This window comes from Janthinobacterium sp. 1L-D-8-B-C4, from assembly GCF_057291295.1.
On the sequence record NZ_JBXAVX010000024.1, the window covers coordinates 1 to 16,657 of the forward strand.

At 63.3% G+C, this 16,657-nt stretch carries 3 protein-coding genes; 2 read left to right on the forward strand and 1 reads right to left on the reverse strand.

The window, feature by feature from the left end; translation table 11 throughout:
* Positions 1 to 33: 33 nt before the first annotated feature.
* Entirely contained in the window at positions 34 to 13,401 is a 13,368-nt protein-coding gene (locus AC0Z42_RS28335) for a YDG domain-containing protein (RefSeq protein ID WP_485471406.1), read from the forward strand.
* A 341-nt stretch (positions 13,402 to 13,742) separates the two neighbouring features.
* Here the strand turns inward: AC0Z42_RS28335 and AC0Z42_RS28340 are convergent, their stop codons facing one another.
* Positions 13,743 to 15,020 carry a carbohydrate porin gene (locus AC0Z42_RS28340; protein ID WP_485471407.1) on the reverse strand — a complete coding sequence of 426 codons (1,278 nt, stop codon included), beginning with the start codon at positions 15,018 to 15,020 and terminating at the stop codon, positions 13,743 to 13,745.
* Positions 15,021 to 15,335: 315 nt separating this feature from the next.
* On the opposite strand from AC0Z42_RS28340, the gene AC0Z42_RS28345 reads away from it, so the two are divergent.
* Positions 15,336 to 16,646 carry an ABC transporter substrate-binding protein gene (locus tag AC0Z42_RS28345; protein WP_485471408.1) on the forward strand — a complete coding sequence of 437 codons (1,311 nt, stop codon included), beginning with the start codon at positions 15,336 to 15,338 and terminating at the stop codon, positions 16,644 to 16,646.
* Positions 16,647 to 16,657 lie beyond the last annotated feature (11 nt).

The window sequence follows — 16,657 nt, forward strand, 5'->3', positions numbered from 1 at the left end:
AACTATAAATTTGCCGGCAACGGCACGGGCAGGGTGCTGAACCAGGGTGCGCTCAGCGCGCCGGGCGGCTATGTGGCCTTGCTGGGCGCCAATGTGTCGAACGAAGGCACGATCAATGCGCGCCTCGGTACGGTGGCCCTGGCGGCCGGTAACGCGATTACGCTGGACGTGGCCGGCGACGGCTTGCTGAATGTGGCTGTGGACCGCGGCGCGGTCGGCGCGCTGGTGCAAAATGGCGGCCTGATCCAGGCCGATGGCGGCCATGTGGTGTTGACGGCGCAGGCCGCCGGTAACCTTTTGAGAACCGTGGTCAACAATACCGGCGTGATCGAGGCGCACACCATCGACACGCGCGGCGGCACGATCAAGTTGCTGGGCGACATGCAAAGCGGCACGGTGAACGCCGCCGGCACGCTGGACGCCAGCGCGCCCGATGGTGGCAACGGCGGCTTTATCGACACCTCGGCCGCGCACGTCAAGCTTGATGACGCCTTGCGCGTCACGACGGCGGCCTACAAAGGCGTGACCGGCACCTGGCTTATCGACCCGACCGACTACACTATCGCGGCGACCGGCGGCGACCAGACCGGCGCGTATTTTACCGATGCGCTCAAGAGCAACAATGTCCAGATTCAGAGCGTCTCGGGCGGTATCGGCACGCTGGGCGACATCAACGTCAACGACACGATTTCATGGTCGGCCAACCAGCTGAAGATGACGGCGCAAAACAATATCAACGTCAACAAGCCGCTGCGCGGTTCCGGCACGGCCAGCCTGGCGCTGGAATACGGCCAGCAGGCGGTCGCGTCGGGCAACAATGCCACTTACAATGTCAAGGCCGAGATCGACCTGCCATCGGGGCTGAACTTCAGCACCAAGCTGGGCAGCGACGGCACGGCGACGGCCTACACGGTCATCAACAGCCTGGGCGCGGCCACCAGCGTCAGCGGCACCGATTTGCAAGGCTTGAAAAATTCGCTGACCGGAAACTTCGTGCTGGGCGCCAATATCGATGCCAGCGGCACGGCGAACACGGCGGTGTGGGGCGCCAACGGTTTCACGCCGATCGGCACCAGCACCGTGCCATTTACCGGCCAGTTCGATGGCCTGGGCCACATCATTACCGGTTTGAACAGTTCGACCACCTCCGTGGCCGGCGCCGCAGGCCTGTTCGGCTCCAATACCGGCAGCATACGCAATATCGGTCTGGTCGCGCCGGTCATCGCCGCCAATATCAGCGGGACACAAGGCAATGCCGCCGCACTGGCAGCCCTCAACAGTGGCACCATCAGCAATGCGTATGTCAGCGGTGGTTCGGTGACAGTCACGATCGGTGCCATCGGCGCCGGCCTGGTCGGCCTCAACAGTGGCACGATCAGTGACAGCTACAACAGCAGCAAGGTCAGCGTCGTGGGGAACTATGACTTCTGGATGGGGGGGCTGGTGGGCAATACCACCAAAACCAGCACCGTCATCAACAGCTATAACGCGGGTGAAGTGGTCGGTGCGTATAACGCGGGCGGCCTGGTTGGCAACAATCTGGGCAATATCACCAATAGTTTCAATAGCGGTAATGTGTCAGGAACCCTCAATACAGGGGGAATAACATCCTATAATCGCGATACCGGAGTCATCACCAACAGCTTCAATACCGGCACCGTGACGGGCAATAGCCTGACCGGCGGCCTGGTTGGCGCCAATAAGACATCCGGCCAGATCGTCAATAGCTACTCGACCGGCGCGGTGAGCAGTCGTGGCACCACCGGCAGTGGATTTGGTGGCTTGGCTGGAGGAAACTCAGGCATTATCAGAAACAGTTACGCGACCGGTTCGGTGACGGGCGTCACGGCGGTGGGCGGCCTGATTGGCGCCAATACCAGCGCTGGCTTGACCGAGAATGCCTATTCGTCTGGCTCGGTGAGCCTGATTTCCGGCGGCTCCGGAACCTTTGGGGGCCTGATCGGCAGCATCGGTGCCGGCACGAGTCCCTCGATCACCGGCGGGTATTACAACACGACCGTGAACCCTGTTATGCCAGGTGTCGGTACGAATGACGGCAACACCACCCCTTCGATCACTGGCCTGACATCGACGCAAATGCGCGTCGCCGCAAATTTCGGTGCCTTTGGTTTCACGACCGACACGACCGGCGTGACCGGCAACAACTGGGTGATGGTCAATACCGACGGTACGCTCAACGGCGCCGGTAACGCGACAGGCGCCACCGGGCCGATGCTGGCGGCCGAGTACAGTAGCAATATCTACTCGTCGCACCAGTTGCAATTGATGGCGATGAACCTGGCCGGCAACTACACGCTGAAGCAGGATATCAACGCCGCCAGCACCGGCACCGGCAACGATGTCTGGAACGGCGGCACCTTCGTGCCGGTTGGCGCCAGCACCACCGCCAGGTTCACCGGTAGCTTCGACGGCGCCGGCCATGTCATTTCCGGCCTGGTCGTCAACCGTCCCGGCGCGAATAACGCCGGCCTGTTCGGCGTGACGTCGGGCTCCGCGATCGTGCGCAATGTCGGCCTCGAAGGCGGCAGCGTCACCGGCGCGAATAGCTCGGGCGCCTTGGTCGGCCTCAACCTGGGCCTGGTCGACGGCAGTTACAGCACCGTCAGCGTGACCGGCGGGAGCCAGATCGGCGGCCTGGTCGGTTTGAACGGCACCTCGGGCGGCGTGCCTGGCGTCATCAGCAACAGCTACGCCAGCGGCGCCGTTACCGGCACCGGCATTATCGGCGGCCTGGTCGGCTCGAACAGCGGCACGCTGACCAATAACTATGCCAGCGGCGCCGTCATCGGCGGCAATACCCATGGCGGCCTGACTGGCTCCAGTAATGGCACCGCCAGCGGCAATTTCTGGGATACCACCACCAGCGGCATGGCGACCAGCGGGACCGGCACCGGCTTGACCACCGCGCAAATGAAATTGCTGTCCAACTACAGCGGCGCAGCGTGGGACCTGGCCGGCGCGTGGATCGTCTACGACACCAATACCTATCCCTTGCTGCGCGCCTTCATGACGCCGCTGCAGGTGACGTTTGCCTCGAACGCCAGCAAGACCTATGACGGCACCAGCAACTGGACGGCGCCAAGCTTCACGTATTCGAACCCGAACGTCACGCTGTCCGGTTCGCTGAACTATGGCGCGGCGGGCAGCGCGGTCAATGCGGGCACCTACGCCATCACGGCCGGCGGCCTGTATTCCGGCCAGCGCGGTTACGCCATCAGCTCCAACGCGGCCACCCTGACCATTGACAGGAAGGCCGCCACCGTCACCGGCGGGGTGGTAACCAGCCGCGATTATGACGGCACCACCGCCGCCACGATCAGCGGCGCCACCCTGAGCGGTCTGCTGTCGCAGGACAACGGCAATGTCGTGGTCAACACGGGCACCTTCGACACCAAGAATGCCGGCACTGGCAAGGCCGTCACGGCGATCACCACCGGCAGCGCCGGCGGTAACTATATCGTCACAGCCACCGGGCTGACAGGCACCATCACACCGAAAGCGCTGACCGTCAGCGGCGTGAGCGTCGCCAGCAAGAGCTATGACGGCAACACCAAGGCCACCATTTCGGGCGGTACCCTGAATGGCCTGGTGACCGGCGAAACACTGAACCTGTCCGGTCAGAGCGGTACCTTCAGCGACCAGAACGCGGGCAATGGCAAAGCCGTGACGGTGACCGGCGCTACGCTGGGCGATGCCTCTGGCCTGGCCAGCAATTACACGGTCAGCAACGTCACCGGCGCGACCGGCAATATCACGCGCAAGACAGTGACGGTGACCGGCGCGACGGCGGCCGACAAGGTCTACGATGGCAGCACGGCGGCCATCGTCAGCGGCGGCGCCTTGTCCGGCCTGGTCAGCGGGGAAACGCTGGGTTTGGGCAGCCTGACCGGCCTCTTCGGCGACAAGAACGTGGCCAGCGGCAAGACCGTGACGGTCGTGGCTGCCCCCCTCAGCGATGGCACTGGCGGCGGCCTGGCCAGCAATTACACGGTTGGCGTGTCGTTGGCGAGCACGGCCAGCATTACGCCCAAAGCGCTGACAGTGACCGGCATGACGGCCGGCAACAAGGTCTATGACGGCAATACCATGGTCAACCTGACGGGCGGCACCCTGAGCGGGCTGGTGGTCGGCGAAACCGTGGGCTTCCTGGGCCAGGCCGGCGCGTTTGCCGACAAGAATGCCGGTACCGGCAAGAACGTGACCGTCAGCGGTGTCACGCTGGTCAATGGCGCCAACCTGGCCAGCAATTACTCGGTCAGCAATCCGACCGGCATCACGGCAGACATCACGCCCAAGGCGCTGACGATCAGCGGCGTGTCCGCCAATAACCGGGTCTATAACGGCGGCGTCAATGCGACCCTCGGTGGTTCGGTCGTGCTGGGCGGCCTGGTCGGTTCGGAAACCTTTGACGTGACGGGCATGAGCGGCGTCTTTGCGGACAAGAATGCCGGCACCGGCAAGGCCGTCACCATCAGCGGCGCGACCCTCGGCAACGGCACCAATGGCGGCGTGGTCGGCAACTATACGGTCAGCAATCCGACTGGCGTGACCGCCAATATCACCCAGGCGGCGATCAGCAGCGTGTCCAATATCGTGGCCGACAGCAAGGTCTATGATGGCAACACCAAGGCCACCGTCAGCGCCACCGGCGCGACCTTCAACGGTATGGTGGGCGGCGACAGCCTGTCGATCAGCGCCACCAGCGCCACGTTTGCCGACAAGAATGCCGGCAACGGCAAGACGGTGGCCGTCAGCGGCATTGCGCTCGGCGGCCTTGACGCGGCCAACTACAACCTGACCAGCACCACCGGCAGCGGCACCGGCGCCATCACGCCGAAAGCGTTGACGATCGTTGGCATGTCTGCCGTCAGCAAGGTCTACGACGGCAATACCAAGGCCAGCGTCACGGGCGGCTCGATCGATGGCCTGGTCGGCTCGGAAACGCTGGGCGTGACGGGCCTGACGGTCACCTTCAACGACAAGAACGCCGGCACCGGCAAGGCCGTGACGGCAACCGGCACCACCCTGGTCAACGGTGGCAATGGCGGCCTGGCGGCCAACTATACGATGGCCAACCCGACCGGTTTCACGGCCAATATCACGCCGAAAGCGTTGACGGTGTCGGGCATGACGGCCGGCACCAAAGTCTATGACGGCACCACGGCCGCGACCCTGCTTGGGGGCAGCCTGAGCGGCGTAGTCAGCGGCGAAACGCTGGTCTTGTCGGGCGGCAGCGGCGTGTTCGCCGACAAGAACGCCGGCAACGGCAAGGCCGTGACGGTCAGTGGCGTCAGCATTGCCGACGGTACTGGCCTGGCCAGCAATTACAGCGTGACCAATCCGGCCAATGTGACCGGTTCCATCACGCAAAAAGCGCTGACGGTATCGGGCACGCTGCTGGCGTCGGACAAAACCTATGACGGCAATACCACCGCCAGCATCTCGGGCGGAACACTGAGTGGCTTTGTCGGCACGGAAACGGTCGACCTGTCCGGCCTGTCCGGCACGTTCTCGGACAAGAACGCCGCTAGCGGCAAGACCGTCACGGTCAGCGGCGGCACCCTGGCCAACGGCACCAATGGCGGCCTGGCCAGCAATTATTCGGTCAGCGTCGGCGGTAGCACGACGGCCAGCATCACCCAAAAAGCTTTGAGCGTGACGGGCGTGGCGGCCGCCAACAAGGTCTATGACAGCACCACCAAGGCGACCGTCACCGGTGGCAGCTTGAGCGGCCTGGTCGGTGGCGAAACCCTGGGCCTGTCCGGCCTGTCGGGCGTGTTCGCCGACAAGAACGCCGGCACCGGCAAGACCGTGACGGTCAGCGGCGCGACGCTGGCCGACGGCACTGGCCTGGCCAGCAACTATACGGTCAGCAATCCGACCACCGTGACGGCCAATATCAACCAGGCCACCATCAATACGGTCAGCAATATCGTGGCCGACAGCAAAGTGTACGACGCCAACACCAAGGCGACCGTCACCAACGCCGGCGCCACCTTTGGCGGCCTGTTCAATGGCGACGCCTTGAGCGTCAGCGCCACCTCGGCAACGTTTGCCGACAAGAACGCCGGCAGCGGCAAGACCGTCACTGCCAGCGGCCTGACCCTGGGCGGCACGGACGCCGGCAACTACAACCTGACGGCGGTGAGCGGCACCGGCAGCGGCGCCATCACGCCGAAGGCGCTGACGATCGTCGGCATGTCTGCCGTCAACAAGGTGTATGACGGTAACACCAAGGCCAGCGTCACGGGTGGTTCGATCAGCGGCCTGGTCGGCTCGGAAACGCTGGGCGTGACGGGCCTGACGGTCACCTTCGATGACAAGAACGCCGGTACCGGCAAGGCAGTGACGGCAACCGGCACCACCCTGGTCAACGGCGGCAATGGCGGCCTGGCCAGCAATTACTCGATGGCCAACCCGACCGGTTTCACGGCCAATATCACGCCGAAAGCGTTGACGGTATCGGGCATGACGGCCGGTACGCGCGCCTATGACGGCAGCACCACGGCCACCTTGAGTGGCGGCGCCTTGAGCGGCCTGGTCAGTGGCGAGACGCTGGTGGTCTCGGGCGGCAGCGGCGTGTTTGGCGACAAGAATGTCGGCACGGCCAAGGCGGTGACGGTATCGGGCGTGGGCCTGCTTGACGGCACTGGCCTGGCCAGCAACTATACGGTCACCAATCCGACCACGGTCACCGGCAGCATCACCCAAAAAGCCTTGACGATCACCGGCATGACGGCCGCCGACAAGACCTATGACGGCACGACCAAGGCAACATTGACGGGCGGTGCGTTGAGCGGCCTGGTGGGCGCTGAAACGCTGGGCGTGACGGGCTTGAGCGCCACCTTTGATGACAAGAATGCCGGTACTGCAAAGACAGTGACGGCGACCGGTTCGACCCTGGTCAACGGCGGCAACGGCGGATTGGCCAGCAATTATTCCATCACCAACCCGACCGGCCTTGCCGCCACCATCGCGCAAAAGGCGCTGACGATTACCGGCATGACGGCGGTCAACAAGGTCTACGACGGCAGCACCAAGGCGACCTTGTCGGGCGGCTCGATCAGCGGCCTGGTCGGCTCGGAAACCTTGGGCGTGACGGGCTTGAGCGCCTCTTTTGACGACAAGAACGCCGGTATCGGCAAGACAGTGACGGCGACCGGCTCGACTCTGGTCAACGGCGGCAACGGCGGCCTGGCGGCCAACTACACGATCAGCAATCCGACCGGCCTGGTCGCCAATATTACGCAGAAAGCGTTGACAGTGACGGGCATGACGGCTGGCAACAAGGTGTATGACGGCAACACGAGCGCGGCCCTGTCCGGCGGCATCCTGAGCGGCCTGGTAACGGGCGAAACGCTGGTGGTCTCGGGCGGCACGGGTGTGTTCGCCGACAAGAACGCCGGCAATGGCAAGGTGGTGGCGGTGTCCGGCGTCGGCCTGCTTGATGGCACTGGCTTGGCCAGCAATTACAGCGTGACCAACCCGACCAATGTGACAGCCAACATCACGCAAAAAGTATTGGCGGTGACCGGTGCGGTGGCGGCCGACAAAACCTATGACGGCGCACGCGATGCCACCATCACGGGCGGTACGCTGGACGGTTTTGTCGGTTTGGAAACCGTCAGCCTGACAGGCTTGAGCGGCGCGTTCGGCGACAAGAATGCCGGCGACAACAAGGCTGTCAATATTACCGGCGGCACGCTGGCCAATGGCAGCAACGGTGGCCTGGGCAGCAATTACACGGTCGCTGGCAGCACGACGGCCAGCATCGCGCAAAAAACGCTGACGGTGACGGGCGTGACGGCCGGCAACAAGGGCTATGACGCCACCACCAAGGCCAGCATCAGCGGCGGCGCCCTGGACGGCCTGGTCGGTTCGGAAACCCTGGGCCTGTCCGGCCTGTCGGGTGCTTTTGGCGACAAGAACGCCGGCACCGACAAAGCCGTCATCGTCAGTGGCGCCACGCTGGCCGACGGCAGCAACGGTGGCCTGGCCAGCAACTACAAGGTCAGCAACCCGATCGGTGTCAAAGCCGATATCGCCAAGGCGAACATCACGGGCGTGACCGGTTTTGCGGCTGGCACCAAAGTATACGACGCGACCACCACGGCCACCGTCAGCAACGCCGGCGCCACATTTGCCGGCATGTTCAATGGCGACGCCTTGAACGTCAGCGCCACCTCGGCCAACTTCGCCGACAAGAACGCCGGCAGCGGCAAGGCTGTCAACGCCAGCGGCCTGACCCTGGGCGGCACGGATGCAGGCAACTACAACCTGACGGCCACCACGGGCAGCGGCACGGGTACCATCACCCAGGCGTCGATCACCGGCGTGACCGGTATTGCGGCCGCCGGCAAGACGTATGACGCCACCACCGCAGCCACCGTCAACAATGCCAGCGCGACGTTTGCCGGCATGTTCGGTGGCGACGCCCTGACGGTCAGCGCCACTTCGGCGGCTTTCAATGACAAGAATGCCGGCAGCGGCAAGGCCGTCAATGCCAGCGGCCTGACCCTGGGCGGTACGGACGCCGGCAACTACAACCTGACGGCAGTCACCGGCACCGGCACGGGTACCATCACCCAGGCGCAAATTGCCAGCGTCAGCGGCATCACGGCCGCCGGCAAGACGTATGACGGCACCGACGCGGCCACCCTGAACGCCGGCGCCACCTACAACGGCTTGCTGGGCAGCGACAGCCTGTCGTTCAGTGCCACCAAGGCGGCCTTCAGCGACAAGTATGCCGCCAGCGGCAAGACCGTCAATGTCGAAGGCATCGTTCTGGGCGGCACGGACGCGGGCAATTACACCCTGGCCAGCAACACGGCCACCGGCACCGGCGATATCGGCAAGGCCGTCATCACCGGCGTGAGCGGCATTACCGCTGGCGACAAGGTGTATGACGGCACCCGTGGCGCCACCCTCGATACCAGCGGCGCGACGTTTGCGGGCATGGTCGCTGGCGACCGGTTGAGCGCGAGCGGGGCAGGGCTGTTTGCTGACAAGAATGCGGCCACCGGCAAGACGGTGAACGTCGAAGGTATCGCGCTCGCTGGCGCGGATGCCGGCAACTACACCTTGAGCGCCAATACGGCCAGCACCAAGGCCAGTATCAGCCAGGCGACCATCACGGGCGTGGCTGGCATTACCGCCAGCGACAAGGTGTATGACGGCACCCGTGGCGCCACCCTCGATGCCAGCGGCGCGACGTTTGCGGGCATGGTCGCTGGCGACCAGTTGAGCGCCAGCGGGGCTGGGCTGTTTACTGACAAGAATGCGGCCACCGGCAAGACGGTGACCATCAGTGGCATCGCGCTCGGCGGCGCGGACGCGGGCAACTACAGTCTGAGCGCCGATACGGCCAGCACCAAGGCCAGTATCAGCCAGGCGACCATCACCGGCGTGACCGGCATTGTGGCCGGCAGCAAAGTCTATGACACCAGCACCAAGGCCACCGTCAGCAATGCGGGCGCCGCCTTTGCCGGCATGGTCGATGGCGATGCCCTCAATGTCAGCGCGGCCTCGGCCAACTTCAATGACAAGAACGCTGGCAGCGGCAAGGCCGTCAATGTCAGCGGCTTGACCCTGGGCGGTACCGACGCCGGTAACTACAACTTGACGGCGCTCACCGGCAGCGGCACGGGCACCATTACCCAGGCGCAAATTGCCAGCGTGAGCGGCATCACGGCCGTGACCAAAACCTATGACGGTAGCGACGCCGCCAGCTTGAACGCTGGCGCCACCTACAATGGCGTGCTGGGCAGCGACAGCCTGTCATTTACCGCCACCAAGGCCACGTTCAACGACCAGAACGCCGGTACTAAAACGGTGAAGGTAGAAGGCATCCTCCTGGGCGGCACGGACGCGGGCAACTACAGCCTGGCCAGCAACATTGCCAGCGGCACGGGCGCCATTACGCCGAAAGCGTTGACGGTGACGGGCGCGACGGCGGGCAACAAGGTGTATGACGGCACCCTGGCGGCAAGCGTGACGGGCGGTGCCTTGAGTGGCCTGGTCGGCGGCGAAACCTTGTCGCTGTCCGGTTTGACGGGCACGTTTGCGTCACAAAATGCGGCCAGCAATATTGCCGTGACGGCCAGCGGCGCGACGCTGGCCAATGGCACCGGCCTGGCCAGCAACTACACGGTCAGCAACCCGACCGGTTTGCAGGCCAATATCACGCCGAAGGAACTGAGCATCGGTGGCATTACGGCTGGCAACAAGGTCTACGACGGCACGTTCGATGCCAGCCTGTCGGGCGGCGCCTTGCAGGGCCTGGTCGAAGGTGAAACCCTGGTGCTGTCCGGTACCACCGGCAAGTTCGCCGACAAGAACGTGGGCAACGGCAAGGCCGTGACCGTCAGTGGCGCCAGCCTGGCTGACGGCACTGGCCTGGCCAGCAACTACACGGTGGCCAGTGCGACCGATGTGACGGCCAGCATCACGGCCAAGGCCCTGACGGTGACCGGCCAGTTGGCCGGCAACAAGGTCTACGACGGCAATACGCAAGCCAGCCTGTCCGGTGGCGCCTTGAGCGGCCTGGTGGCGGGCGAAACCCTGGGCTTTGGCGGCCAGAGCGCCGTGTTCAGCGACAAGAACGCGGCCAATGGCAAGACGGTGACGGTAACCGGCACCACCCTGATCGACACGTCCACCGGCCTGGCCAGCAACTATACGGTCAGCAATCCGACCGGCTTGACGGCCAGCATTACGGCCAAAGCCCTGACGGTGACCGGTCAATTGGCCGGCAACAAGGTGTATGACGGCAATGCACAAGCCAGCCTGTCCGGCGGCGCCCTGAGTGGCCTGGTGGGTGGCGAAACCCTGGGTTTTGGTGGCCAGAGCGCCGTGTTCAGCGACAAGAACGCGGCCAATGGCAAAACCGTGACGGTCAGCGGCACGACCCTGGTCGACACATCCACCGGCCTGGCCAGCAACTATACGGTCAGCAATCCGACCGGCTTGACGGCCAGCATCACGGCCAAGGCCCTGACGGTGACCGGCCAGCTGGCAGGCAATAAAGTCTATGACGGCAATACCGTCGCCAGCCTGTCCGGCGGCGCCCTGAGCGGCCTGGTAGCCGGCGAAACCCTGGGCTTTGGCGGCCAGACGGCAGTGTTCAGCGACAAGAACGCGGCCAACGGCAAAACCGTGACAGTCAGCGGCACAACCCTGGTCGACACGTCCAGCGGCCTGGCCAGCAACTATACGGTCAGCAACCCGACCGGCTTGAGCGCCAGCATCACGGCCAAGGCCCTGACGGTGACCGGCCAGCTGGCAGGCAATAAAGTCTATGACGGCAATACGCAAGCGAGCCTGTCCGGTGGCGCCCTGAGCGGCCTGGTGGTTGGCGAAACCCTGGGCTTAGTCGGCCAGAGCGCCGTGTTCAGCGACAAGAACGCGGCCAATGGCAAGACTGTGACAGTCAGCGGCACGACCCTGGTCGACACCAGCACCGGCCTGGCCAGCAACTATACGGTCAGCAATCCGACCGGCTTGACGGCCAGCATCACGGCCAAGGCCTTGACGGTGACCGGCCAGCTGGCCGGCAACAAGGTCTATGACGGCAATACGCAAGCCAGCCTGTCCGGCGGCGCCTTGAGCGGCCTGGTGGCCGGTGAAACCCTGGGCTTTGGTGGCCAGAGCGCCGTGTTCAGCGACAAGAACGCGGCCAATGGCAAAACCGTGACGGTCAGCGGCACAACCTTGCTCGATACCGCTACCGGCCTGGCCAGCAACTATACGGTCAGTAATCCGACCGGCTTGACGGCCAGCATTACGGCCAAGGCCTTGGCGGTGACCGGCCAGCTGGCCGGCAATAAAGTCTATGACGGCAATACGCAAGCGAGCCTGTCCGGTGGCGCCCTGAGCGGCCTGGTGGCCGGTGAAACCCTGGGCTTTGGCGGCCAGACGGCAGTATTCAGCGACAAGAACGCGGCCAATGGCAAAACCGTGACAGTCAGCGGCACGACCCTGGTCGACACCAGCACCGGCCTGGCCCGCAACTATACGGTCAGCAACCCGACCGGCCTGACGGCCAGCATTACGGCCAAGGCCCTGACGGTGACCGGTCAGCTGGCGGGTAATAAAGTCTATGACGGCAATACCGCGGCGCAGTTGTCCGGTGGCAGCTTGAGCGGCCTGGTCGCTGGTGAAACCCTGGTGATCGGCGGACAGAGTGCGGCGTTTGCCGACAAGAACGCCGGCATCGCCAAGACGGTTACCGTAACGGGCACCACCCTGGTCGATACCGCCAGCGGCCTGGCCCGCAACTACACCGTCAGCAACCCGACTGGCTTGACGGCCAGCATCACGCCGAAAGCCCTGACGGTGGCCGGCCAGCTGGCCGGCAATAAAGTCTACGACGGCAATACGGCGGCGCAATTGTCCGGCGGCGTGCTGGCGGGCCTGGTGGCGGGCGAAAGCCTGGGCCTGGCTGGCCAGGTGGCGACGTTTGCCGACAAGAACGCGGCCAGCGCCAAGGCGGTGACGGTCACCGGCACCACCCTGGTCGATACAAACAGCGGCCTGGCCCGCAACTATACGGTCAGCAACCCAACTGGCTTGACGGCCAGCATCACGCCAGCCAGCTTGCTGGTGCGCGCCACCGGTGCCGCGTCGCGCGTGTACGACACGACGACCAACGCCAGCGTGACCTTGGCGGACAACCGTATCGCCGGCGACGTGCTGACCATCAGCAATAGCGGTGCCCGCTTTGCCGACAAGAACGCCGGCGCGAACAAGACGGTGACGGTCAGCGGCATTGCGCTCGGCGGCAGCGACGCCGGCAACTACACCGTCAATACGACGGCGACCACCACTGCCAGCATCACGCAGGCGGCGCTGGGCGTGAAGGTGGATAACGCCGAGAAAGACCAGGGCAATATCAACCCTGCCTTCACGGCCAGCTACACGGGCTTGCTGGGTGGCGATACGCTGACGAACGAGGTGAGTGGCAACCTGGCGTTCAGCACGCCAGCCACCACCGGCTCGCCATCGGGCAGCTATCTGGTGTCGGCGGCAGGACAGTCGTCGACCAACTACGCCTTGACGTACACGCCGGGCGTGTTGACGGTCAAGCCGACTGAAGCACTGCAAAGCGCGGTGGCCAGCGTGATCGGAACGATCAATGTGGCGCCGTCACAAGGCAATATGGTGCAGTCCGATATCGTGGCGACCGGCGAGCCGGTTACCAGCAAGGCAGATGCCGTCGAGCTGGTGGCCGAGAAGGAAAAGGCCAGCGGTGAAGCCACGCCAGTCGTGCAGGTGACAGGTGCCGTCAACACCAATGCCTTGCCAGGCCTGCGCCTGCGCGTGATTGACACCGGACTGCGACTGCCGATGGAAGCGGGCACTACCAGCGTGGAAAACCAGTAAGCATGTAAATAATGCCGGCCGGTAAAAGTGCCGCTTCGTGATCATACGAAGCGGCATTTTTTTTGCTGCCTTCCGCTCCTGCGCTCCCTGTAATTGACAGCCATCTACCCTTGGACAGGACTGCAATGCCCCCAATTTTATCGGCGTGACCGGCTTGCCGCGCGCCGGCTCCACCCTGCGGTGCCAGCTGCTGGCGCAGCATCCGGACTTGCACAGTGAAGGCAACAGTTCTCCCTGTGCAATGCTCTCTTGGGCATGCGGCGCGCGATCAGCGATGACGGGAAGTGAACAAGCAAAAAAAAAGCGGAACCGAAGTTCCGCCTTTTTCCATTAGCTAAAGCTTAGAACCACGCTTCAACCTGGAAACCGTACGATGTGCCGCTGGTATTGTTGTTGTAGATCGGGCCGCCGTTGTTGGCTGCGTTGACCGACGCGGTGGCCGCATCGTTCCATTTGCCGTAGCTGACAAAAGCGCGCAGTTCAGGACGCGACCACAGGCCAGGACCTGCCGAAATCGCCGGGGCGATGGTCAGCTTGGTCAGGCGCTTGGTCGGGCCGCTTGCTTGCGTCACGCGGTCCGTGCCCAGTTCGCCAATCAGCTTGAAGTTGTTGGTGAAAGCGTACACAGGACGCACGCCGACCGAAGTCCAGGTCGACGAGCCGGTAGCGTTCGACTCGTCTTTTTGCCACAGGGCGACCAGTTCCATGCCGAAGTTTTCCATCGGCTGGATCGCCAGGTCATTGAACACGCGGGTGCGTTTGACGTCCGAACCGAACGAGGTGTCGCCTGCGGCGCCGAACTGGGCACCCTTGCCGACGCCAGGGCCAACGCCGTATTGCACGCCGAAGGTGTTGCCGCCGCCGTAGATCTTGCCTTGACGGTGGAATGCCGACAGCTGCCAGCCGTTATGCTTTTCGCCGAAAGCGTCGTTGTCCTTGCCTTCGCCGATGATGTAGGTCGCGGCCAGGTCCAGCGTGCCGTTGGTGTTGACCGGGATTTCACCGTAGATGAAGTTCTGGCGTACGGCCGACTTGGTGCTGACGATGCCCGTTGGCGACACGGAATTGATATCGTTGTCCTTGAAGAAGGCATACGAGAATTTACCAGGACCGGCTTGAATGCGGTCCAGGCCGGCGCCGGTACCGTTCATGTTGATGTACTGCAGATCCAGCATGTGGATGTCAGGACGGTAGTAGAAACGTTTACCGACCCAGGCCGTGCCGCCGTTCAGGAAATCGAGTCCCTGGGCTTCGACGTAGGCTTTGACGATGCCGACCTTGTTGTCGCCGAAATCGGAGTTTGGTGCGTAGGCGTTGACCCAGACAGTGGCCATGTAGGTCACGTCGCCGGACTTGGCGATGGCTTTGGTGTAGCCGAATTCGGTGTAGGCGTCGCACTCATTGCCCAGACGATATTTCATGGTATTGCCACCCAGGCCGAAGCAGCCTTGTGAGCCGCCGTCGCTGGAGGTGTTGCTGCCGGCGCCAGCGCGCAGGTAGCCGTGGAAGCCTTCGGAATCGGATGGGTACATCGGGTCTGCCATGGCCGAGCCGCTGGCAATGGCCAGCAGGGCGAGGGTAAGGGCGGCCGGCAGGGATTTCAGTGCAGTACGATTCATGCTGTCTCCAAGGTCACTATGTTGAACGACACAGGGAAAGCCCTGGTGCGTTGCGCGGTCTCATGCCGCAGAGCAAAGTCTATCAGCGCTTTTTTTACTACCCTGATACAAAAGCTACAAGTGTTGATACTTTCTTTCAGAGTGTTGTTTTTCGGGAATGTCGATACTCTCGTGCATTGACAAGCTGCAAAAGAGTATTGAATTGCGGTTTCGGAGTATCAGAAAGTATCAAAGTCTGGTGATACATTGTGGTCGTGGTGCCAAAGAACACTTGTTTCTGGCATCACCAACGACAAAAAACACTGGAGACATTCAATGAAACGTATCGCCATTGCCGCGCTGTGCGCCGGCGCCTTCGCCATCAGCACGTCCGCCGCTGCCGCCACCGACCTCGTGATTGCCACCGTCAACAACGGCCACATGATCGAAATGCAAAAGCTCAGCAAGTTCTTCGAGCAGGCCAATCCCGATATCAAACTGAAGTGGGTGACACTGGAAGAGGGCATCTTGCGCCAGCGCATGACGACCGATATCGCCACCAAGGGCGGCCAGTTCGACGTGATGACCATCGGCCTGTATGAAACACCGATCTGGGGCAAGAAAAACTGGCTGATCCCGATCAAGCCGGACGCCAAATATGACATCGACGACCTGCTGCCGTCGATCCGCGAAGGCCTGTCCGGCGACGGCAAGCTGTACGCATCGCCGTTCTATGGCGAAAGCTCGATGATCATGTACCGCAGCGACCTGGTGAAAAAAGCCGGCATGACGATCGAAGACCGCCCGAGCTGGAACCAGTTGCGCGACGTGGCCGCCAAGATCCACGATCCGGCCAATGGCGTATACGGCATCTGCCTGCGCGGCAAACCGGGCTGGGGCGACAACATGGCCCTGATCACCACCATGGCCAACTCGTTCGGTGGCCAGCTGTTCGACATGAAATGGAAACCGCAATTTACCAGCAAACCATGGAAAGACGCGGTCAACATGTATGTCGACCTGATGAAAAAATACGGCCCGCCGGGCGCGGCCGCCAACAGCTTCAATGAAAACCTGGCGCTGTTCAACCAGGGCAAGTGCGGCATCTGGATCGACGCCACCATCGCCGCTTCCTTCATTACTGACCCTAAACAGAGCAAGGTCGCCGACAAGGTGGCGTTTGCCCAGTCGCCGGTCGGCACCACCGAGCGCGGCGCCAACTGGTTGTGGATCTGGTCGCTGGCGATTCCGGCAAGCACCAAGCATGTGAACGAAGCGCAACGCTTCATCAACTGGGCCACCTCGCCCGACTACGTGAAACTGGTCGCCAAGGAAACCAGCTGGGCCAACGTGCCGACCGGCACCCGCAAGTCCACTTACGCCAACCCGGAATTCCAGAAAGTGGCGAAGTTTGCCGCCGCCGAAGGCAAGGCCTTGACCACCACCCGCAACGTGCAAAGCACCTTGCTGCCGTCGCCGTACGTGGGCGTGCAATTCGCCTCGATTCCCGAATTCCAGGTGATCGGCGTGGCGGCCGGCCAGCAGATGGCTGCCGCCTTGCTGGGCAAGGTCACGGTGGACCAGGCGCTGGAGCTGTCGCAGCAGACAGCCGAGCGTGAGATGCGCAAGGGCGGGTATTACAAGTAAGCCTGCTGCAT